Below are 21,562 nucleotides of genomic sequence, written 5' to 3' on the forward strand. Positions count from 1 at the left end.
GAAAGCGGTTGCACGGGAGCTATCCTTTAATTCCTCTTCTTTCTGGCCACTATTTCCCTGACGGCTTTAACGACCGCCTCAGCGGTCAGGCCATAATGGGTCAGCAGTTTTTCTGCATCTCCGGAAACTCCGAAGCTATCATTCAGGCCGATTCTTTTCAGGGGAACCGGGCATTGTTCTGAAATGACTTCAGCCACCGCGCTTCCCAGTCCTCCAATAATCGAATGCTCTTCAGCGGTCACGATACAGCCGGTCTCCCGGGCTGCGGCCAGGATAGCCTGCTGATCGATGGGCTTCAGGGTGGACATATTCAGGACGCGGACAGAAATGCCCTCGCTTTTCAGTATCTCGCTGGCCTTCAGTGCCCGGCTGACCATGACCCCAATGGCGATCACGGTGGCATCGCTGCCATCTTCAAGCAGAGCGGCCTTTCCCTTCTGGAAAGTGTAGTCGGAACCCAAAACCACCGGGAACTTGCATCTGCTCAGCCGCACATAGACAGGGCTTTTGTCATTGACCAGATATTCCAGCACCTTCTCCGTTTCAATTCCATCTGCGGGTACGATAATATTCATATTGGGCAGACTCCGCATCAGGGCAATATCCTCATTGGCCTGGTGGGTAGCGCTGTCTTCTCCCACGGTCACGCCTGCATGGGTGGCTACGATCTTAACGTTCTGCATGGAATAACAAAGAGATTGCCGGATCTGGTCCCAGGCCCTTCCGGTAGCGAAAACGGCAAAGGTGCTGACGAACGGAATCTTCCCGAAGGCAGCCAGCCCGGCTGCCGTGGCAATCATATCCTGCTCGGCGATTCCGATATTAAAAAACCTGTCCGGAAAGGCCCTGGCAAATTTTTCGGTCCGGGTAGAACAGGAAAGGTCTGCGTCGAGCACGACAATGTCAGGATTCTGCTGTCCCAGTCTCACCAATACGTCTCCATAAACATCACGAGTACCTAAACTTTGACTCATAGCTCACCTCAACTCCAGTAATGCTTTTTCCAATTCCGCCTCGGTCGGCGCAACCCCATGATAGTGCACTTTGCCTTCCATAAAGGAAACCCCCTTGCCTTTGACCGTGTGGGCAACGATCAGCGAGGGCTTGCCCTTGACCTGTTCACACCGCTCAAATGTCGAGAGGAGAGCCGACAGGTCATGGCCATCGACCTCAAAAACCTGCCAGCCGAAAGATTCCCATTTTGGGGCTATGGGCTCGATATTCTTTATTTGGGACAGTGAACCATCAATTTGCAGTTTATTGGCATCGATGATGCCGCAGACATTATCGAGCTTATAATGGGCCGCGGTCATGGCCGCCTCCCATATCTGGCCCTCCTGAGTCTCTCCGTCCCCCATTAAAACATATATCCTGGCCTCGGATTTGTTCAGTCTGGCAGCCAGGGCCATTCCATTGGCTACGGATAATCCCTGCCCCAGGGAGCCGGTTGAAATTTCGACCCCCGGAGTGGTCAGATTAAAGGGATGCCCTTGCAGCATCCCGCCGAGTTTGCGAAGGTTGTCGAGCTCTGCCTTGTCGAAGTAGCCGAGTCGGGCCAGAGTGGCATACAGGGCCGGCGCTCCGTGTCCTTTCGACAGGACGAACCGGTCGCGGCCGGGCCATCGGGGATTTTTCGGATCATGGCGTAACTTCACCATGTACAGTGCGACCAGAATCTCGATGATGGATAAAGATCCCCCCGTATGTCCGGATCCGGCGCGGGTTAACATGCGCAAAACTTCGATGCGTAATTGACGGGCCGTCTCTTTCAATTCTATAATTTTGCTCTCCGGCAATGATGACATAAATTCTTCCTCTTTACTAGGGCTCAATCAATCTGACAGTTCCAGCGCGAATAGGCTCAACCTGAATGCAAAGAAAAATACCCAACATATCTCACACATCGGTATTCTTCAAGGCAAAATACGAGGGACGAATTACTCCGTGGTAGAATGGAAAACACTTGCGTTGGCTGGACCTTACTGATAATAGGTTGAATAATATTATTCTTCAATTAATTCCAACACGTATCTCATTTTTTCTTTCCCGCCGGCGCTGGCCAGCAGAGTTCGGATAGCCGATATGGTACGGCCTTTTTTCCCGATTACCTTCCCAATATCATCTTTTGCTACCTTAAGTTCAATAATCGTCGTTCTGCCTCCATCGATCTCGCTGATATTCACATCTTCCGGGCTGTCCACAATCGCTTTCACAATTTTTCTAATAATGTCTCTCATACAACCGTACCTCTTTCTACCTTGATCTTCCTTGCTCTTTTCTTCATTTTCTTTTGATCTGTCTCGAAAAAATTTTCCTAGCATAATGGATTCATTTTATAACAATTGGCATCATATTTGTCAACAAAAATAGTGAATCGTGAAAAATCCCGGTTTTCCTCACGCCATATCCTTTTTTGCCTCTTCCCACAGCTCATCCATCTCCTGAAGAGACATTTCCTGAAGAACCTTTCCCCTCTCCCTGGCCTTTTTTTCAATGAGCTGAAAGCGGCATATGAACCGGGTGATAGACCGGCTTAACGCCCTGTCTGGATCGACCTTGATGAACCGGGCCATATTTACTAAGGCGAATAATATATCTCCTAACTCATCTTCCATCTCCTGGGTGTTTTTCCGAAAAAAAGCATCTTCAAATTCCGATATCTCCTCCCGGACCTTGTCAAGGACCTGGTCCGCGTGCTCCCAATCGAATCCTGCTCTGGCTGCCTTCTCCTGAAGCCTGTGCGCCCGCAGAAGAGCCGGCAACTGCCGGGGGACTCCATCCAGTACCGATTCTCTTGGTTTTTTCCCCTCAGACTGCTTGATCTGCTCCCATCTGGTCAGTACTTCCCGGCTGCTGGTCGCTGTTTCTTTACCGAATACATGAGGATGCCTGCGGATGAGTTTGGCACAGATAGTTTCAATTACCTCGACAATGGTAAACCTGTCCTCTTCGGCAGAAAGTTGAGCGAGGAAAATTATCTGAAACAGCAAATCCCCCAATTCTTCCTTGAGATGATTACCATCATCCTCGTCAATCGCCTCCAGAACTTCGTAGCTTTCCTCGAGAAGGAGGGGTTTTACCGAAGCGAAGGTTTGCTCTTTATCCCAGACACAGCCATGCTCTCCCCGGAGTGTGGCCGCGATCTGAACCAGGCGGGTAAAAGCTTCGCCGACAGTATGCCGATTCTTATCCTCGTGCACCGTGCTGATGTGGTCTCCTTTACGATCTTTTTATTATGAGGGCAGTTGTCTGATTATTCTGTAATGGACGGTACCACCTAAATTATATATCGATGCTCATTGGATTTTCAAATTAAATATGTCTCATTCTGCATTATTTTTTACCTCTTGACATTAAAAATGAATCTTGTTATTTTTATTCTGATGTTAGCACTCTATTTAATAGAGTGCTAATTTGCTATCATGGAGACATCGACGTGATTGAGGAACTTACTGAACGAGAAAAATTTATCCTTGAAGCAATTATCAGGCAATATATCGGTATGGCTGAACCGATCGGTTCCCGGACCATTTCCAAAAAAATCAACCTGCCGCTCTCCCCGGCCACCATCCGTAATATTATGGCTGATCTGGAAGAGAAGGGATACCTTCAACACCCTCATACCTCTGCCGGGAGGATCCCGACGGATCAGGGCTATCGATATTATGTTGACAACCTTCTCAAATCAAGTAGCCGGAAAAAGTCCAGAAAGACAGGGCTTGAGCCCCTGTCAAAAATTCATGAGCGGGAGGAGCTCATGGAAGGAGCCTGCCGGCTCTTATCCCTGCTGTCCAAATATGTCGGTATCGTCATTCCACCCAAGATCACTGACCTGCGGATGAAGCGCATGGATTTTATCCCCTTGAGCTCACACCGGATACTGGCGGTATTTGTATCTGAGACCGGCCTGGTGTACAACAAGATTATCGAGGCCAGGGAACCGTACACCGAGCGAGAGCTGAATATGATGAACCAGTTCATCAATGAACGGTATCAGCATATGAATATCGTGCAAATCAGGGATAAACTCATGGAAGTAGTGTCCGAAGAGGGGAGACTGTACAAGAACCTGTTTGACAATATCAACCTCCTCAGTGAGGAAATCTCCAGAAGTCAGACAGACAGCCTCTATCTGCAGGGGCAGTCGAATATTCTGAAGCATCCAGAGTTTGCCGATGTCCAGAAGATCAGGGCGCTGTTCGATGCCTTCGAGGAAAAGATCAAGCTCATCCGGCTGCTGGATAAATGCATCGATTACGAGGGAGTAAGGGTTATCATCGGAGCGGAAAACGATAACCCTGATATTCAGGATTGCAGCATTGTCGCGGCACGCTACCAGATGGGAACCCTAGCCAGCGGCGTTATCGGCGTTATCGGGCCTACCAGGATGCGGTATCAGGAAGTTATCGAGCTGGTAGGCAGTGCAGCGAAAATCATCGATACGCTTTTCTCCGAAGAATAACAGATTATCAATCCATATGAATTCAAAAGAACATCAGTAATAACAGGAGGAATTATCTTTTGGCTGAACCAGAAATACAATCAGCCCAGGCCGATGATCAGCAGGAAGCGCTGAGTGCACTTCATCAGGAACTCAATAACCTGAAGCGGCAGCTCGAACACTGTCAAAGTGCGCTCCAGAAGGAAAAGGAAATAAATAGAGAGCTTTCCGATAAGTCGTTGCGCCTTCAGGCGGAGTTTGAGAATTTTCGCCAGCGGATGCAGAAAGAAAAATCTGATTTCATGCGGTATGCACTCGAAAACCTCTTCAAAAATCTCCTGCCCCTGATCGATAACTTCGAGTTGGCCCTGGAATCGGCTGAAAAATCCTCGTGCTTCGAGGGGCTTTCCGAAGGAGTGAAACTTATTCACAGCCAGTTCCTGGATACTCTCCAGAAAGAGGGCCTGACCCGCTTTTCCTCTCTCGGCGAGCTCTTTGATCCCCGAAAGCATGAGGCTGTTATCCAGGTAGACTCTGACGGTCATGGTGAAAATACCGTCGTAGAAGAATTCAAGAAGGGATATTGCCTCCATGACCGGCTTTTACGGCCCGCTCTGGTGGCCGTTGTTAAGGGCTGACCCCTTAACCCATGAAAAAATGCCCAAATTTTTTATACTCCCGAAGGATATTTCCTCCGATCAGGCAATTATCAGAGGTGGTGACGCCCATCACATCCGCCGTGTTCTCCGCTTGAAGGCGAACGATGAGATAACGATCAATTGTCAGGGCAGAGACCTCCTGGCCCGGATTGAAACCATCTCTCCCTCCGAGGTCCGGCTTCGGATCATGGAGCATCTTCCCTCCCCCTTCCAGAACAAAAATTCCCTCGTCCTGGTCCAGGGGATTCCCAAGCACTCGACCATGGACCTGATCCTCCAGAAATCCACCGAGCTCGGAGTTGAGGAAATCATGCCCCTGGCCTCAAGCCGCAGCTTCGTCAATGAACAAAGGACAGTATCTGAAGGAAGGTGGCAGCGATGGCAAAAAATCTGCCAGGAGGCTGCCAAGCAATGCGGCCGAAGCACGGTTCCCAAGCTCCATCATCCGCTCGACCTTCCCGCCGTGTGCAGCCAGGTGGTCAAAGAGAACCGCATTCTTCCCCTGCTCCTGTGGGAGAAAGCCCAGCAGAGCCCCCTGAAATCCATCCTGGCTGGGAGGAGAAGAGTACACGGCAGAGAAGAAGAGGAAGATAGAGAATCAGGGACCAGAGAAGGAAATAAAATCTTTATCCTGGTTGGACCGGAAGGGAGCTTTTCCGGGGATGAAATTCAAATGGCCATACAGGCCGGGTTCATCCCCGTATCCTGTGCTCCCTGGATACTTCGGGCCGAGACTGCTGCCCTCTATGCACTATCCATTATTCAGTACGAGTTCAATTTCCCATAGGCACCCCGGGATGAGCCGGATATGCAGGGTATGCAGAGCGCGCTGAAGCCGCCTTCTTTCTCCCTCGCCCCTTCGGGGAGAGGGCCGGGGTGAGGGGCTTTCTCGGTACGTAGCCTAAAGCTATTGACATTGCCCACTGGGGCTCCCTGCAGGCTGCCCACACAAGGGGCAAGGGCAGGCACATGAATGCCTGCCCTTCCAGGTGATAAAAATCATTACCCCCACATTGGCGCAGATTAGATTCCAAGTGCCAGCAGGGTAGTGGTAGATGTGCTTCCTCCCAGGAGAAGAGCAGTAGCTATACCGATACTGGTAGAACTGGTGGTGTAGGTTGGATAGGAGTAAGTAGGTGTTGGAGTGGGCGTAGAATAGGTAGTATAGGGAGTATAGCTCGTATAGGGAGTAGTGCTGTAAAGAGTGGTGGAGGAAGTGGGAAGTACGCCTAACAGGGCAAGTGTGGTCAATAGTGCCTGAGCACCCCGGTAAGGAATAAGCTCTGGAGGAACGGGAACATAGGGAGAATACCCAAAGGGGCTGTAAACATAGGTATAATAGGGACCGGAAGCACTGTAGTAGGCATCGGCAGTGGATACAAAAGCCGGGGAGGATATTAACACTACCATAAAAAGCCACAAAGCTGCTTTTCCAATTTTTGCTCTCATTGCGTTTCCCTTTCATAATCTTGAAGCTTTCCGATTTGTTTTCTCATAAACCCTGACCTGCTTACCACGGGCAAAGCATAATAGCCATCTCTCACCCCCTTTGTGAACTCAGTGCGAACACTCTTCTCGCCGGAAAAATGAGAAAAACAGATGCATGAAAATAGCTGGAGAAGAAGTCGCTTAATTAAAGAGATTGTTAAAAAAGGCTGGGGAACTGGGGAGAAATAATTATTGTATCGTATGAGCCGTTGAATGAATGAAAATATGTGTCTATTATATTGAGACGAATTTTTTTCGATTTCGTTATGGAACGGCCTTTGTTTAATTGAGAGGCTATCTGAAAATCTCCCTCCAGATGAAGAACTGTACCTGCCGTCATCGAGAAGCTGGAGAAAAAGGTTAAAAACATCCGGCCTCAATGTCCTTTTTCCATTTCATCCAGTAAAATAACGCTGTAGGACCTAACAGTTTTAACTTATACTGAAATATGTTAAGGATTAATCTATTAATATATAATTAATCGTGGGCACATCTCCTTCCAGAATCAAATTGACATTTATGCATAAATGATGCATACTTGTGCATATGAGGACGACATTAAACATTGATGACAAAATTTTAGAGAAGGCTTCACTGTTAACAGGTGTAAAGGAAAAGACAGCCTTAGTGCGTCTTGGATTAGAGGCCCTTATAGCTCGTGAAAGCAGTAAGCGACTCGCAAGGCTGGGTGGCTCTGAAAAGAATCTTCGGCCTATTCCAAGACGAAGGTTTAAAGAATCATAATCATGGTTATCGTCGATACTTCTCTTTGGGTTACCCACCTGAGAGAAGGCAACAACCACCTTGAAGAATTGCTGCTGAATGGAGAAGTACTCTGTCATCCCTTCATCGTCGGTGAATTGGCGTGTGGGAACATCAAAAACAGAGTTGAATTACTGACGCTTCTTCAATCACTTGAGATGGCTCCAACTGTCACCTTGGATGAACTATTGTATTTTATTGAGCGAAATAGATTAATGGGCAAAGGGGTCGGTTTTGTTGATGCACACCTATTAGCCTCAGCCCAATTAGCGGAAGTGCCCTTATGGACTTCTGATAAGAGATTGAAATCATCGGCAATTGACCTTAAAGTCGCCTATAAAGACGGGGCTGTTATATTCTGAAGGGCGAAATGTAACCCTGTCCCCCTTACCCCCTTCAGCCTTAATGTTTCCAGAGCTTCTTCAAAATGGAAAGCGGGCCTTTGGTGTCTTTATTCTCAGGGGCATCCTTGTGCTGGTGTCCTTCCCCTTTTTGATCGGAGGAAGGGGAACCCGGACGCTCATTGGAGGAGGGCTTTGGTATTTCAGCCAGGCGGCCGCTGCCCAGAAAGCGAAACAGGGGCCCCAAGGGGCCGAGGGACAGCTCATCGCCGGGATTGAGCGGTGACTGAAGGTCGATGGGCTGCCGGTTGACCATAATCAATCGTTGTCCCGTGAGGTCCTTGACCCAGTAGCGATCCTGACTGTAGAAGACCTGGACATGCTGACCCTGGATACCAGGATGGTCAAGCTGAAAATCGCAGCTTGCCTCTTTTCCCATGGTAACCGGCACCGCTTTGTATGAGCGCAGCGTAGGGCCATACTGGATAATGAGGGGGACTCTCACGTTGTGCACCACGACTTTGCCTGCTGCCTCGACAGGCTCAGGATGAAGGGGTGGGGGTTCGGGCTGGAGGAAGGGGTGCTCAGGCTCCAGCCGGGAAGATGAATCCGGTTCACTCTCCGGGGGATGATGCGGCGGTGAAGGCAGGGGGCCGCTTTGCTGCGGAGCCGGGAGAACGCTTTCTTTCCCGGCTTGGTTTTCCTGAATCTGGGTCAGGAAGCTGACCTTTGGCCCGCCTTCGGCAAAAGACAACACGTCTCCGTTCTTCAGGTACGCCTCTTCAACCACTCTCTTGCCGTTGACAAAGGTGCCATTGGTGCTGTGGTCTACCAATTTAAAGCGATTTCCGTCTCGGACTATTTCGGCATGGTTGCGGGAAATTATGGTCAGATCCGCCGGGAACTTCAAATGACATGACTGGTGGCGGCCAATGGCAATCCTGGCTTCGGAAAACTCCTGAATTTCGCCCTTGAGAGGCCCTTGAATATGAACGAGTTGAACGGTAATAACCGGCTGTTGCTTCATTGGGAATAAAAATTATCTGATGGTAAATGGTTTATCATCCTGTTTGCAGTCCAGAACTCAATTATAGCCTGAATCTCGCATTTCTTGCAAGAAAATAATTATTTACAACCTGCCATAAGTTTACTAAAATAGGATTGACTTTTAACCTTTCTCATGAGAGGATCTATAACCACCAAATTGAAAGGCGATGCCTATGACAGTCTCATTTGGACAATCAGATCCTGGCCTCAGACGCTCGAATAATGAAGATGCTTTCATCATCATATCCGAAGCGGACCTTCTGGCAGTGGCCGATGGAATGGGCGGGGCAGCGGCTGGTGAGGTGGCCAGCCGGATATTTATTGAATCCGCCTCGGCACTTTCCGGCGGTGCGAAGTGTCAATCCGAGCAGGAAGCCCTTGTCAGGGTCCAGGATATCTTCAGATCAGCCAATGAAAAAATTATTAACCATGCCAGGCAGAACCCTCAGTGCCGGGGAATGGGGTGTACCGCCGAAGTCATTGTCTTCACCAGCCAGGGTTATGTTCTTGGCCATGTAGGAGACAGCCGCACCTATCTGCTGCGAGCGGGACAACTGAAACGATTGACGCATGATCACTCTGTGGTCCAGGAGCAGATCGACCAGGGCCTCATCACGCCAGAGGATGCCAGAAAACATCCCCTCAAAAGTGTTATCCTCAGAGCTGTAGGTGTCAACGAACAGTTGGCCCTTGACCTGATACGGGATAAAACCGTTCCCGGCGACCTTTTTCTCCTCTGCTCCGACGGTCTGACAGATATGATTGACGATTCCTTCATCAAGGATATCCTTTCCCGTCCCCTGACTCTTTCTCAAAAGGGAACCCAGTTAATCGAGGCTGCCAAATCAGCCGGGGGGTATGACAACGTAACGGTAGTTCTCGGTGAAGTAAAGTGATTGACCATGAGCAAGTTCACTCGGGCGTGGATGGTCCTGGCCGTTGCCGCTGTCACGGTTTTTCTGCTGTTTGCGTTTGCCGGGGCTGGAAGCGCGGACGTGGAGTTCAGATCGTATCCTTTTCCTCTGCCGGAGGTGGAGGATGTCATTTCACGATGGCTGCACAGCAACGGCTTTGAGATCGTCCGTGCTTGCCGGGAAGGGGGCCAGGTCCACCTGGGAGCGATGAAAGAAGGCGAGCGCTGGCAGATCATGCTCAAGCCCCGCTCTCCCCTGGCCTCGGAGGTCCAGGCCGAATACTTCCGGCAGGGGCAGCCCGATCAGGCGCTCCAGAAAGAACTATGGGCCCATCTGCAAAGATATGCCCGGAATCCTGCTGCCGAACAAGAGGATTACGGTGTCCCCTCCCCGGTTTTGGCCCACAGTGAATCGGTGGTCTGCATCAAAGCCGAGCGGGGAGGAAAACCGATTCAGTTCTCCGGTTTCATTATTGACCGGGAGGGGTTAATATTAGGAACAGCCCATGACCTTGAAGGGATCCAGGAGGTCAGGGTTATTCTCGATAACGGCCATGAGCTGAACGGACAACTATGCAGGGCCGATCATGACCGGGATTTGGCTCTTATTGCCGTCAAGACCAGGTTCGATGCCTGCATTTCTCTTTCCCGGGGACGAAACCTCCTGAGCATGGGTGAAAAGGTGTTTTCGATCGGATGTCCCGTCAATCTGCAGGGAACGGTCCATGCCGGTTTCATCGACGGCCCTCCGAGGAAGGTGAATACTCTGCTCCTGTGGCAGGTGAATATGGAAGTCCTGCCGGGAAGCAGCGGCAGCCCGGTGTTTGATACCCAGGGAAACGTGGTGGCTGTTGTCAAGGGCAGATACCGCGGCACGGATTCAGTGGGCTTTCTGATCCCAATGGAGACGATCAGAGAATTTATGGGACAAAAATAGGACGGAAGTTAGCATGTTATTACAGTATGGACGGTATCAGATCGAAAATGAGCTTGGCAAGGGAGCTATGGGGGTGGTCTACCGGGCCCATGATCCCCGGATTGACCGGTCAGTCGCTTTGAAGGTCCTGCGTCCGGACCGGGTCACCAACGAGGATTTCGTCCAGCGGTTCCTCAAGGAGGCTAAAGCGATTGGCAGGCTTTCGCATCCCAATATCGTTACTGTCTATGACGTCGGGCAGGATCAGGACACGATCTTTATTGCCATGGAATTTCTCGATGGCAAACCTCTTCATACGATCTTGCAGGAAGCAAAACCGGATATTGGCACCATCGTCGATCTTGGCATCCAGGTAGCCTGTGCCCTCGATTATGCCCACCAGAAGGGAATCGTTCACCGGGATATCAAGCCCGGCAATATTATTGTCCAGCCCGATGGCCGGGTGAAAATAACCGACTTCGGAATTGCCCATATCGAAGATTCCTCGGCCACGCAGCAGACCAGGGCGGGAGAGATTCTCGGCAGCCCGGCTTATATGTCCCCCGAACAGGTGATGGGCCAGCCGGTGGACGGACGCTCAGATCTGTATTCGCTGGGCGTTGTCCTCTACGAGCTGTGCGCCGGGAAGCGGCCCTTCCAGGAAGATAACCTGGCCGCTCTTTTCAGGGCCATTACTCAGGATAATCCCCCTGAACTGTCAGCTCTCGACCCGGCAATCCCCCCCCTGCTTTCGCAGACAATCGTAAAGTGCCTGAGCAAGCAGCCGGAGAAACGCTTTCAGACCGGCCTTGCCCTGGCCGATGCCCTGAAGACCTGCCTGAAGAAGACAAAAGCCGCCCCGACCGGACAGGATCGGCCAAAGGGCAGGTTCCTGGTGCTCCTGATCGCGGTTTTCCTGATCAGTATCACGGCGGGGATTTTGGTCTATTTCTTCGGCTCAGCCAGGGATGATCGTCTTCCTCCTCCTTCTCCTCCTCCGTCGGTTACGGAGCAGCAACCGCCGCCGACTGGAGAAGCGCCTCCGGTGATTGCTTTTCTCAAGGTCGAAAGTACGCCCGTCGGTGCCCAGATTTTCGTGGATGGAACCCTGCACGGGAAAACGCCTGCCCGGCTTGAGCTTGCGCCCGGAAAACATGAGGTCCGGCTGACTTTGCCCGCTTATTTTGACTGGGAAGCCCAGGTTCAGTTACCCGAAAAGGTCGAGACCCCTCTCCTGGTCCGGCTGATGCCGACCGAGGAGGAGTAGTGGTCAGTGGTCAGTGATCAGTGGTTAGTGGCTGGAATCCAGAAGTCAGGAGAAAAACAGCCCTTATTCTGACTCCTGACTCCTGAATTCTTTAAAAAAAAGGAGTGTCAGATGAAGATTACCCGAAAATGCCGTGCCGTCAGTTTGATCCTCACCCTTGGTTTTTTCCTCTCGGGAATGGGCGTAAGCTATGGCCAGATCGCACCCGGCCAGTCCGCTCCGCTCTTTTCCCTGAAGGATATCGCCGGAAAATCCCATGACCTGGCCCAGATGAAAAATCAGCCCATGATTATTCTCTACTTCTTCGATGCAGAATCGAGGCCGAGCCAGGAAGGAATCGTAAGCCTGAATCAATTGGCCAGACAATACAAGGGCTATGACCTGACCACCCTGGCCATTACCCTCTCTCCGCGGGCCAAGATCGATCAGTTCAGGAAGCAGACCGACCTAGGGTTTCCCATCATCCAGGACCAGTCCGGGATCAGCGACCGGTATCAGGCCCGGCAGATACTGCCCACGGTCTGCATTATCGGGCCGGGTCTTCGCGTTCTCGACCATTTTCAGGGCGGAGGCAAAACCACCGAAGTGATGCTGGTCAGGCTGGCCGAGAGGGAATTACAGAGAAAACAGACCACGCTGGCTAAAGCCATCAGCGCCGAGGTGGTAAAAAAGAACCCTCACAATACCAGGGCCAAAACAGTGGCTGGTTATGCAGCCCTCAGGGAGGGGAACCTCAAGCAGGCGCAGGAGGTTTTCCAGAACCTGGCCAAAGACAGCGGACAGGCAGAGGTACTTGGCAAAGAAGGGCTGGCCGCCGTTCATGTCCAGAAGGGAGAGGCGGCCAGAGCCCTTGAGCTGGCCAGAGAGATAGAGCACAAAGCTCCTGAAAGATCCTATGTCCATGTCATCAAGGGAGATATTCTCGCCAGTCAGGATAAAAAGCAGGAGGCCGAGGCGGAATATCAGAAAGCGATAGCCAAGAAGGATGCCGAGCCGTACCAGGAAGCGGTCAGGCATAACCAGCTTGGCCGGTTGTATGCAAGCAGCGGACAGTATCAAAAGGCGCGTGAGCTTTACGACCAGGCGGTGGCCATCGATCCTTATTACATCGAGGGGACGACCAACAAGGGGATAACCTACCAGAAAGAAGGCAATTGGGATAAAGCCCTGGAATCCTTTCAGCAGGCCGTCACCCTTGACAAGGGCGATACCTTTGCGGTTGTCCTGGCCAAAAAAGCCCAGGAGATGCTGGAGTTCCAGAAAGACAACGAGCGTAAAAAACGGGTTGACCAACTGGTGAAAGACCTGGCCGAGCGGTACCGCAGTCAGGAGAAGTCCAGGCCAAAGGATGAAGATACCTGGACCTCCCGGCCCATGATTATCTCCTTTGTCGATTTTCAGGAAAAAGGCGGCCTGGCCGAGCGGGATGGCTTCTCGACCGTGATGACCAGCCAGTTAAGCGATTCCCTGACCGCCTCGAACCGGGTCCAGGTGGTGGAGCGGGTGCTGATCGAGCGTCTCATGGAGGAGTTGAACCTTGGTTCTTCGGATCTGGCTGATCAGGAAACTGCGCTCAAGCTTGGCCGGGTACTGGCCGCCAAACTGATCGGCACCGGATCCCTCTTTTACCTGCCCAACGGGACGCTCCTGAATCTCAGGCTCATCGACAGCGAAACCTCAGCCATCCCTTTGGTGATCACCCGGCAAATCAGCCCCCAGGCATCTCTGGAAAAAGAGCTTTACGCCCTCAACCGGCAGATATTAAGGACAGTCATGGAAAAGTATCCCCTGCACGGGTATCTGGTTGAAGTCACAGGAGATCAGGCCCTGGTTAACCTCGGCTCCCGCCAGGGAGTGGTTCAGGGGACACGGTTTGAAGTGCTGGAAGAAGGCAAGCCGATCACCTACAAGGGGAAGACGCTCCAGAGCTCACCAAAAATCATCGCCCAGGCCGAGGTTGTCCGGGTTGAGCCTGACCTGTGCCATATCCGGATCATCAGCCAGGAAAGACCCCTGAAAACCGATGACAAGGTCCAGGAGAGAATCGCGGAAGCGGTCCTGGGAGAAGGCAGCGAAGAAGGTAGTGGAAGCAGGGATCATGAATAGAAGAGCATGGCTGACAGGTCTTATCCTGGTTGGATTTTTTTGCGCCTCCTGCACGTTGCGTCAATCCCTGCCCCTTGGGCAGGGCACAGCGATGGAAAAGGATACTGCAATTGAAAAGGGTGCTGCGGTAGCTGTCTGGGATTTCGATAACTTGAGCCCATCTGCCGAAGGCCAGCCGCCTTCACTGGGAGAGCTTCTCTCCGCTCAGGTTATGGAATCGCTCCAGTCTCGCGGGGATGTAACGGTCATCGAGCGGCAGCGGCTGCACCTGGCCCTTGAGGAGCTTAAATTGGGATCGACCTCACTGGCGGATGAGGCCACACGGTTAAAGCTCGGCCATCTGGTGGGAGCCCGGCTGATGGTTTTTGGAGCCTACCAGGCGATCGCCGGCACCATGCGCCTCGACCTGCGGCTGGTCGAAGTGGAAACCGGCAAGGTGCGTAATGCTGTCAAAGGAACGGCTTCGAGCGGGGATATGGCCGAATGGCTGAAGACCGCCAGGGAAGCCGCGGCAGGGCTGCTGTAGGGCACACATTCTCCGAAAATTCTATTCAGGGATGAGAAGTTATTGCAATGATGGTAATTTGACCTGCATCAGGACCATAATACCAAAAGACCCTATATGCCGCAGGAGTGGATTGTTCAGCATAAGCTTCAAAGACTTTTTCTTTTTCGGGTCCTTTTAAGCTGGTGAATTCATGGGTTTCAAGACTTTTATGTCTTGGATTTTCAGCTAATAAATGGACAGTCCTGGTTACTGCCTTGTACCTTTTTTCGAGTCCCTTGTCAGTTTTAAGCCTCTCTAATTGCTTTTTTGCCTGATCAGTAAGGAAGATTTCAAACAAAACTGGCTATCCTAAAATTCATCAAGATTAAGTTTCGATATCTTGCCCTCGGATGCATCCTTTAAGCCGTCCATAACACTTTCAAGGGCTTCTTTATTTTGAAAAAGCCAAACCTCTGAAGCTGGAATTTCTGCTATAGGTTGTAAGAGAATCTCTCCCCGGTTATTTTTATATAGTCTGACTCTTTTATAACCCTTCAAAAGATCACCCAGAGTAATTCGTGTTCTGTCGTCAATTGTTTTAGTATCAACCTCTTGAAATTCATCATTAATCTGCAGGGTATTATTTTTCATAGTATCACCTCCTGAACAGAATATACTATAATTCCCATATTGGGTCAATGGGCAATTCTATTCCTCCAGCAATTCTAATTATGAACTTTTATGGACAATTTAACCTCACATCTTTCGGGATTGGATAGAGGTTTATAGCGGTTCCCGGTTGAGTGGACTACCTGATAGTAGTATAACCAGATAGAATAGAATGGCACTGAGAAGCTGTCTGAAAAATACCAAGGCTTGATTGTCTGATTTTATTCACTACCGGAGAGAAGAAGGTCTCAATCCGAAATCGTTTCCTGTACCAGTTGCAGGCATCTTGTGTCGATTCAACATTGGTGACCAGAGAGATGGGCTCTTTGTAGTCCTTCTCCCACCAGAGGATAGCATGAACAGGACCATAGGCTTGGTTGGTGAAAAAGACACCTGGCAGACTCACAGGCTTTTGTCCCTGGGGGACAAAGATCTTGCCCAGAGGAGAGCTTTTTGTCTCCCTTAAAGAGCACACTGCTTTTGCCCGGGCGACAGGCATACTGCCAGCCATAGCTTTGTAAGAAATTATTTTACGTTATTCTGGTTTATTTCAGAGACGAGGCTTCACCTTTAAGGAACTAAATAAGGGGACTCAGGTCGTGGCCTGAGTTTTCCTTCCTTGCAGTCAACGATCAGGTCGAGTTCCTCCAAAATGGTCTGGCCGAGCAGACCTTCGCTCCCCGGAGGACCGACCACACAATTAACCGGCGTGATTCTGTTTTCAACCCTGACCATAGCCACTCCAGCCACTTCTCTTTCCTCTTTCCGTTCATCCGCGTAGGTGACGATGACCTTATCCAGCCTTTTCAGGCCGAGTTGCTCCACCAGGTCCTGGGGCAGGACGAGCATTGTTGAGCCGCTATCGACCAGCACCCTGACCCTTTCCCTGCGGATCTCCTCTATTTTCCTGAGATTGTGCTCATATAATACCCTATCGTCGTAATTCTCAATCTCAAGCTCAACGATGACTTCACCCATGTTCTATCCACTCCTTTCAGTATCCGGTTTTGCTGCCCCCTGAGAGCAAATATAGCGAATAACCATGAGTATTGTCAATGAATTATAATGTTTTTCACGACAAGGGATCAGGCAGAAATTTATCGTAACAATGCATCCAATCAAGGAAAGAGCAAAAAAGAGCATGCTGGCTATCGAAAACCTGAGTGTTCGGCTTTTTAGCCGAACTATCCTGAAAGATGTTAATCTTCATATTCCTCCGGGCGAAGTTCATGCCCTGTTCGGCCCCAATGGATCAGGGAAAACAACGCTCCTGATGACTATCATGGGCTTTCCTGAGTATGAGGTGATTTCGGGCCGGATTATTCTCAAGGGAGAGGATATTACGAACCTTCCAGTTTATGAAAGGGCTCAGGCAGGAATCGGCATCTCGTTTCAGCGGCCTCCAACCATCAAGGGAATAAAGACGCAGCAGATGCTCAAGATCTGCAATCGCAGCCAGCAGGACTTTAGCCCCTTTATCGAGGAGCTGAATTTTCAGGATCTTCTGGCCCGTGATGTCAATCAGGGATTTTCAGGGGGAGAAATCAAAAAATCCGAGATGCTGCAGCTCCTGGTCCAGCGCCCCCTGATGGCCCTTCTGGATGAGCCGGAATCGGGGGTGGACCTTGAAAACATCGCTCTCATCGGTGGGGCTATCAATCAGTTGCTTCACCGGAACTGGCCGGGGGAAGAAACAACCGAATGCCGGCGCAAAGTGCGCGAAGAGCGCCGTATTGCCGGGCTGATCATTACCCATACCGGCTACATTCTCGACTATGTGGAAGCGGACCGGGGGCATGTGATGATGGACGGCACGATTGCCTGCCACGGAAATCCCCGGGAAATACTGCGCTGCATCAAAGAGGTAGGATATGAGGAGTGCGTGCGATGCCTGATCTGAGAAAAGAGAGGGCGCAGGCTGCCCTGCACAAACAGGCCCTGTACGGCCCGGATATCGACTTGAGGCAGTTTTCCCTGACAGCTCCTGAAGAGCCGTATCAGAAAGACCTTCGGCAGCTCCCGAAGGAGTTTTCCCGGCAGGTTCTGTCCGCGGGCATTGAAACCGGGGAAAAGGGCCGGTCAGGGACGTATCTCCAGAAAAACCACTCGGTGCTCCACTGCCAGATCCATCAGGAAGGGGTCGAGATTCTGAACATCGACGATGCCCTGGCAAGATATGACTGGCTTGGAGACTACTGGTGGAAGATGGTGCCCGTGGACCAGGATAAATATACCGCCTGGGCGTATCTTCACCCGCATCACGGATACTTCATCCGGGCACTGCCGGAAGCCAAAACCACCTTCCCGCTTCAGGCCTGCCTGTATATCGAGCAGGACAACCTGGTGCAGAACGTACACAATATCATCATTGCTGAAGAGGGGTCGGAACTGGATATCATTACCGGCTGTGCCGCCCATTCAGGAATGAAACGGGGGCTGCATGTGGGAGTATCGGAGTTTTACGTCAAAAAAGGAGCCAGGCTTACCTTTACCATGATCCACAACTGGGCCGAGCAGATGGATGTCAGGCCCCGATCAGCCGCAGCCGTCGGGCCTTCGGGTATTTTTATCTCCAACTACGTTTCCATGAAGCCGATCCGGTCGTTGCAGATGTATCCGGCCACCTGGCTGCAGGGGAAAGATGCCCTGGCCCGGTATCATAACATCCTGGTGGCTACCCCTGGCTCTGAGCTGGATGTGGGCTCCACTGTTACCCTGGAGGCACCAGGCACCCGGGCTGAAGTGGTGAGCCGGGCTATTTCAGCCGGAGGGAAAATATGGGCCAGGGGACGACTGGTCGGGAAAGCGGAAGATATCAAAGCCCATCTCGAATGCCGCGGCCTGATTCTGGAAGAGGGAGGAACGATTCAGGCCATTCCGGAGCTGGAAGGCCATCTGCCGGGAATAGACCTTTCTCACGAGGCTGCCGTAGGGAAAATCGCCCAGGAAGAGATCAATTACCTGATGGCCAGGGGGCTTCCCGAATCGGAAGCCATTGCCGCCATTGTCCGGGGCTTCCTGACCGTGGATATTGCGGGCCTGCCAGGTGAGCTGCAAACGGAATTGAACCGGGTGATAGAGGAGAGCGAGAAGACGCTTCTGTGAGAGGCTGTCTGAAAAATACCAGGGCTTGATGATTGTGATAATCTAAAATTCCCCCATTTTAGGGGTTTGTGACAACGCAAAATTCCCCCACCCCTGACTGAAGTTTCCGGTATTTATATGGGCAGAAAAAAACTAAAGACCATGATACCGGAGGCAGGAAGATGATAGGGATGAATAAGTATGAATACATATTCCCCGTGTTAACAGCTTTGAGGAGTTAAACGAGTATCTATTGGGGCAATGTCTGTCTCATGATGACCATAAAGTGGAGGGGAAGGAAGGATGTGTTGAGGAGCTTTTTGAGAAGGAGAAATCCCAAAACATTACCATGTTATACAATGATATTTCCTTAACTGGAGATATGCTCGTAAGATCTGTTAATTGGAAAAATTACCCTTTTCCGGTTCCGGTAAAAATCATAATTCAAATAATGCCATCAGAGCATCGTGATCTTTTACAATTAGCAGATAGGCTTGGAATACCAAAACGTGATTTTCACAAAGTGATTAATCAATGGAGTACGGAGCCTCTATATCAATTCATCAGCCCAGTAGGCCAGTTTAATTTTTAATGATAAGCGTCACCAATTTTAAATTTTTGGTGACTTTTTGGTGACTTAAACACAAAAGGGTTACCGACTCTAATCAGTAACCCCTTGAGTTTACTGAAGCCGGCGATGGGATTCGAACCCGCGGCCTGCTGATTACGAATCAGCTGCTCTACCCCTGAGCTACGCCGGCGATTACCTGCACATTCAACATCGATGAAGTGGCGAATGATTATCCTTCAACCCTGAACGCTATTATACTCAAGCATCAGGATCTAAGGCAAGAGAAAAAACTCAGTCAGCCCGGCGAAGATGGTACTGGTTCATGATTTCCTGTTTGCTCAACAGCGCCTCTACCGGGACACCTGCCTCCCGGATTCGCTCCAGCCCGTTTTCTTCCTGCCGGTCGATTAAAACGATTGCTTTTTCGACCAGGAGGCCATTGGCCCTGGCCCGTTCAATGGCCGTGATGGTCGATTGTCCGGTGGTAACTACGTCATCAACCACCACCACCCGGTCTGCGGGATGCAGGTCTCCCTCGATTTCCCGCTGCAAACCGTGATCTTTTTTCAATTTGCGGACGATGAAAGCTTTAATATTCTGTTGATGTTGATACGCGACACTCATGACTGCATAGGCGATGGGGTCTGCTCCAAGAGTCAGTCCGCCAATGCCCTGGATGTTAAGATCCCGTATCATGGCAAAAATCAGATGGCCGATACAATCCATTCCCTCCGGAATCAAGGTTACTTTCCGGCAGTCAAGATAATAATTGCTTGTCTTCCCGGAGGACAGCATGAAGGGCTTGTCTTCGCTGTAGTTGAAGGCCCGATCCAAAACCAGATTCAATAATCTTTCCTTCATCTCTTTCACGGTTTTCATGAACCTTTCTTCTTGTTTTTCAGGAACATTCTTTCTTATAACATTCTTTCTTATGAGGAGGAAAGAGCACGTTAGAAAAATTCCGGGAATTTAGAGCTCATTTCTCTCAAGACAAATTCCTCGATTTCTTTGGCCGTCGAGAAAGACATGGCCTTGTAGGCAAGCTCCGTAGCCTGCTCCAGCCGGACGGAACGGACAATCTGCTTGATGATCGGGATCGAAGCCGTGTTCATGCTGAACTCATCCAGCTCCAACCCTAACAGAATCAAAGTCGATAGCGGATCCCCTGCCATTTCTCCGCACATCCCTACCGGGATGCCCTCGGAGTGCCCTGCCTCCACCGTGCGCTTGATCAATCGAAGAACAGCCGGGTGCAGCGGCTCATACAGGTAGGCCACATGCTCGTTTCCCCGGTCGATGGCGATGGAATACTGGATCAGATCGTTGGTGCCGATGCTGAAAAAATCTGCCTCCTTGGCCAGCAGGTCAGCGGTAATTGAAGCCGAGGGGATTTCGATCATTACGCCGACCGGGATGTCCTCGTCAAAATAAATTCCCTCCGACGACAACTCGTCCTTGACTTCGGCCAGAATGAGATTGGCCTGCTGGAGTTCCTCGATACCGGAGATCATGGGGTACATGATGCGCAGTTTTCCATAGGCACTGGCCCGCAGAATTGCCCGCAACTGGAGGCGGAACAGGTCGGAGTGCTTCAGGGAGAACCGGATGGCGCGAAGGCCCAACACAGGGTTCGGCTCATCCATGACGTGCAGCTTGGATTCGATCTTGTCACCTCCAAGATCCAGGGTGCGGATAGTTGCCTGTCGGGGACTCACCTGCTCAGCCAGCCGCTTGTAGACACGGAAATGGTCTTCCTCCGTGGGTAATTTGGGGCTGTTCATATAGAAAAACTCGGTCCGGTACAATCCGATCCCTTCCGCTCCCCGGCTCAGTACATGGGGAATATCATCCAGGAATTCGATATTGGCCATGATTTCTATTTTATATCCATCCAGGGTTTCGGCCGGCTGGTCAGTATATTTCAAAAGCTCCTGAATGACATATTTGAATCTGCGCTGCTTTTCCAGATAATCGCGAAACTCTTCCGGGGTCGGTTTGACGATAACCACCCCATCGGTCCCATCGATGATGATCGGATCTCCGGTCTTGACAAAGGTGCAGATGTTCTCCAGACCTACCACTGCCGGGATTTCCAGCGAACGGGCCATAATGGCCGTATGTGAAGTCCGGGCCCCAAGGTCCGTGGCGAAGCCGATTACCCTCCCCCGGTGCATCTGAGCGGTATCGGCTGGTGACAAATCGTGGGCAACAACGATAACATCCTCCTCAAACCCGTCGAGGCTCCTCATTTTTTCCCCTACCAGGTTATGCAGGATCCTTTGCCCTACGTGTTCGATGTCACTTTTGCGCTCCTTCATGTACGGATCTTCGATCTGGTCAAAAATATTGGCGAACCGGGTCAATACCTTTCGTAATGCCCACTCGGCATTGACCCGTTCTTCCCTGACGATATTTATGGCTTCATTAACCAGCATCTCATCTTCGAGAATAAGAATGTGGACATCCACGATATGAGCATGCCCCTGGTCACCAAGGTCGTGGGTGAGTTTCTCCTTTACCTGCAAGAGCTGCTCGCGGGATTTTTGCAGGGCATCCATGAATCGGGCGACTTCTTCCTCGACCATGTCACCAGCGATGGTAAATTTTTCAACCTTGATTTTTCTTCTATCCAGTAAAAAAGCTTTACCGATGCTGATGCCTGGTGATACCCCTACTCCTTTCAGCATTAAAAATCAGCCTCCCTGCTTTGACCTCAATCTTGAGGTAAGAATCCAGAATCCAGGAGTCAGAAGTCAGAAGTCAGAATAAATACTCTTTTCTCCTGGCTCCTGACTCCTGACTCCTGTCTTT

General features: G+C 50.8%; 24 protein-coding genes and 1 tRNA gene. 12 read left to right on the forward strand and 13 right to left on the reverse strand.

Annotated elements, in window-relative coordinates:
* Positions 1 to 26: 26 nt before the first annotated feature.
* The 4 genes from AB1611_10705 to mazG form a co-directional block, all read right to left on the reverse strand.
* Positions 27 to 974: a transketolase family protein gene (locus AB1611_10705; protein ID MEW6380059.1), complete on the reverse strand. Its 948-nt coding sequence runs from the start codon at positions 972 to 974 to the stop codon at positions 27 to 29.
* Positions 975 to 977: 3 nt separating this feature from the next.
* Complete coding sequence (locus AB1611_10710) at positions 978 to 1,805, reverse strand: transketolase (protein MEW6380060.1); 828 nt, start codon at positions 1,803 to 1,805, stop codon at positions 978 to 980.
* Between the two features lie 198 nt (positions 1,806 to 2,003).
* Positions 2,004 to 2,237, reverse strand: a complete 234-nt coding sequence (locus AB1611_10715; protein ID MEW6380061.1) for a KH domain-containing protein — start codon at positions 2,235 to 2,237, stop codon at positions 2,004 to 2,006.
* Between the two features lie 159 nt (positions 2,238 to 2,396).
* On the reverse strand, positions 2,397 to 3,200 hold the full coding sequence (mazG, locus tag AB1611_10720; GenBank protein MEW6380062.1) for a nucleoside triphosphate pyrophosphohydrolase: 804 nt from the start codon (positions 3,198 to 3,200) through the stop codon (positions 2,397 to 2,399).
* A gap of 236 nt (positions 3,201 to 3,436) precedes the next feature.
* Here mazG and hrcA point away from each other — a divergent pair, with 236 nt between their 5' ends.
* The 3 genes from hrcA to AB1611_10735 are packed head-to-tail and all read left to right on the forward strand — an operon-like array spanning position 3,437 to position 5,887.
* Positions 3,437 to 4,462 carry a heat-inducible transcriptional repressor HrcA gene (gene hrcA, locus AB1611_10725; GenBank protein MEW6380063.1) on the forward strand — a complete coding sequence of 342 codons (1,026 nt, stop codon included), beginning with the start codon at positions 3,437 to 3,439 and terminating at the stop codon, positions 4,460 to 4,462.
* Between the two features lie 59 nt (positions 4,463 to 4,521).
* Complete coding sequence (grpE, locus tag AB1611_10730) at positions 4,522 to 5,079, forward strand: nucleotide exchange factor GrpE (GenBank protein ID MEW6380064.1); 558 nt, start codon at positions 4,522 to 4,524, stop codon at positions 5,077 to 5,079.
* Between the two features lie 19 nt (positions 5,080 to 5,098).
* Complete coding sequence (locus AB1611_10735) at positions 5,099 to 5,887, forward strand: RsmE family RNA methyltransferase (GenBank protein ID MEW6380065.1); 789 nt, start codon at positions 5,099 to 5,101, stop codon at positions 5,885 to 5,887.
* 236 nt (positions 5,888 to 6,123) lie between these two features.
* Here AB1611_10735 and AB1611_10740 read toward each other — a convergent pair whose 3' ends face one another.
* Positions 6,124 to 6,549, reverse strand: a complete 426-nt coding sequence (locus AB1611_10740) for a hypothetical protein (GenBank protein MEW6380066.1) — start codon at positions 6,547 to 6,549, stop codon at positions 6,124 to 6,126.
* A 585-nt stretch (positions 6,550 to 7,134) separates the two neighbouring features.
* On the opposite strand from AB1611_10740, the gene AB1611_10745 reads away from it, so the two are divergent.
* Positions 7,135 to 7,332 carry a type II toxin-antitoxin system VapB family antitoxin gene (locus tag AB1611_10745; GenBank protein MEW6380067.1) on the forward strand — a complete coding sequence of 66 codons (198 nt, stop codon included), beginning with the start codon at positions 7,135 to 7,137 and terminating at the stop codon, positions 7,330 to 7,332.
* 2 nt (positions 7,333 to 7,334) lie between these two features.
* Complete coding sequence (locus tag AB1611_10750) at positions 7,335 to 7,712, forward strand: PIN domain-containing protein (GenBank protein MEW6380068.1); 378 nt, start codon at positions 7,335 to 7,337, stop codon at positions 7,710 to 7,712.
* Positions 7,713 to 7,752: 40 nt separating this feature from the next.
* Here AB1611_10750 and AB1611_10755 read toward each other — a convergent pair whose 3' ends face one another.
* A complete protein-coding gene (locus AB1611_10755) occupies positions 7,753 to 8,718 on the reverse strand; it encodes an FHA domain-containing protein (protein ID MEW6380069.1) in 966 nt (321 codons plus the stop codon).
* Between the two features lie 193 nt (positions 8,719 to 8,911).
* Between AB1611_10755 and AB1611_10760 the strand changes: the two genes are divergently transcribed.
* The 5 genes from AB1611_10760 to AB1611_10780 all read left to right on the forward strand — a co-directional run bounded on the left by AB1611_10760 (position 8,912) and on the right by AB1611_10780 (position 14,466).
* Positions 8,912 to 9,634, forward strand: a complete 723-nt coding sequence (locus AB1611_10760; GenBank protein ID MEW6380070.1) for a Stp1/IreP family PP2C-type Ser/Thr phosphatase — start codon at positions 8,912 to 8,914, stop codon at positions 9,632 to 9,634.
* Between the two features lie 6 nt (positions 9,635 to 9,640).
* On the forward strand, positions 9,641 to 10,588 hold the full coding sequence (locus AB1611_10765; protein MEW6380071.1) for a serine protease: 948 nt from the start codon (positions 9,641 to 9,643) through the stop codon (positions 10,586 to 10,588).
* Positions 10,589 to 10,601: 13 nt separating this feature from the next.
* Positions 10,602 to 11,834, forward strand: coding sequence for a serine/threonine-protein kinase (locus AB1611_10770; GenBank protein ID MEW6380072.1), 1,233 nt, complete (start codon positions 10,602 to 10,604; stop codon positions 11,832 to 11,834).
* A 111-nt stretch (positions 11,835 to 11,945) separates the two neighbouring features.
* Positions 11,946 to 13,940 carry a tetratricopeptide repeat protein gene (locus AB1611_10775; GenBank protein ID MEW6380073.1) on the forward strand — a complete coding sequence of 665 codons (1,995 nt, stop codon included), beginning with the start codon at positions 11,946 to 11,948 and terminating at the stop codon, positions 13,938 to 13,940.
* Positions 13,933 to 14,466 carry a CsgG/HfaB family protein gene (locus AB1611_10780; GenBank protein ID MEW6380074.1) on the forward strand — a complete coding sequence of 178 codons (534 nt, stop codon included), beginning with the start codon at positions 13,933 to 13,935 and terminating at the stop codon, positions 14,464 to 14,466. The genes AB1611_10775 and AB1611_10780 overlap by 8 nt, the downstream gene beginning before the upstream one ends.
* Positions 14,467 to 14,491: 25 nt before the next feature.
* Here AB1611_10780 and AB1611_10785 read toward each other — a convergent pair whose 3' ends face one another.
* From AB1611_10785 to AB1611_10800, 4 genes are all read right to left on the reverse strand, one after another.
* Positions 14,492 to 14,785, reverse strand: coding sequence for a hypothetical protein (locus AB1611_10785; GenBank protein ID MEW6380075.1), 294 nt, complete (start codon positions 14,783 to 14,785; stop codon positions 14,492 to 14,494).
* Positions 14,786 to 14,796: 11 nt separating this feature from the next.
* On the reverse strand, positions 14,797 to 15,078 hold the full coding sequence (locus AB1611_10790) for a hypothetical protein (GenBank protein MEW6380076.1): 282 nt from the start codon (positions 15,076 to 15,078) through the stop codon (positions 14,797 to 14,799).
* A gap of 157 nt (positions 15,079 to 15,235) precedes the next feature.
* Positions 15,236 to 15,607: a hypothetical protein gene (locus AB1611_10795; GenBank protein MEW6380077.1), complete on the reverse strand. Its 372-nt coding sequence runs from the start codon at positions 15,605 to 15,607 to the stop codon at positions 15,236 to 15,238.
* Positions 15,608 to 15,666: 59 nt separating this feature from the next.
* Positions 15,667 to 16,074 (reverse strand): aspartyl protease family protein, encoded by a 408-nt coding sequence (locus tag AB1611_10800; GenBank protein ID MEW6380078.1) that lies wholly within the window; start codon positions 16,072 to 16,074, stop codon positions 15,667 to 15,669.
* Positions 16,075 to 16,204: 130 nt separating this feature from the next.
* Between AB1611_10800 and AB1611_10805 the strand changes: the two genes are divergently transcribed.
* Together AB1611_10805 and AB1611_10810 are read left to right on the forward strand one after the other, a co-directional pair.
* The gene (locus AB1611_10805) at positions 16,205 to 16,996 is read left to right on the forward strand and encodes an ABC transporter ATP-binding protein (protein ID MEW6380079.1); all 792 of its coding nucleotides are present in this window, start codon (positions 16,205 to 16,207) and stop codon (positions 16,994 to 16,996) included.
* Positions 16,984 to 18,201, forward strand: a complete 1,218-nt coding sequence (locus AB1611_10810; GenBank protein MEW6380080.1) for a SufD family Fe-S cluster assembly protein — start codon at positions 16,984 to 16,986, stop codon at positions 18,199 to 18,201. The genes AB1611_10805 and AB1611_10810 overlap by 13 nt, the downstream gene beginning before the upstream one ends.
* Positions 18,202 to 18,869: 668 nt before the next feature.
* Here the strand turns inward: AB1611_10810 and AB1611_10815 are convergent.
* From AB1611_10815 to ptsP, 3 genes are all read right to left on the reverse strand, one after another.
* Positions 18,870 to 18,941, reverse strand: a tRNA-Thr gene (locus AB1611_10815).
* Between the two features lie 101 nt (positions 18,942 to 19,042).
* Positions 19,043 to 19,630: an orotate phosphoribosyltransferase gene (gene pyrE / locus AB1611_10820; GenBank protein MEW6380081.1), complete on the reverse strand. Its 588-nt coding sequence runs from the start codon at positions 19,628 to 19,630 to the stop codon at positions 19,043 to 19,045.
* Positions 19,631 to 19,701: 71 nt separating this feature from the next.
* The gene (gene ptsP / locus AB1611_10825; GenBank protein MEW6380082.1) at positions 19,702 to 21,438 is read right to left on the reverse strand and encodes a phosphoenolpyruvate--protein phosphotransferase; all 1,737 of its coding nucleotides are present in this window, start codon (positions 21,436 to 21,438) and stop codon (positions 19,702 to 19,704) included.
* Positions 21,439 to 21,562: the final 124 nt, after the last annotated feature.

The sequence above is a fragment of the bacterium genome (assembly GCA_040755755.1).
Lineage (GTDB): Bacteria > SZUA-182 > SZUA-182 > DTGQ01 > DTGQ01 > DTGQ01.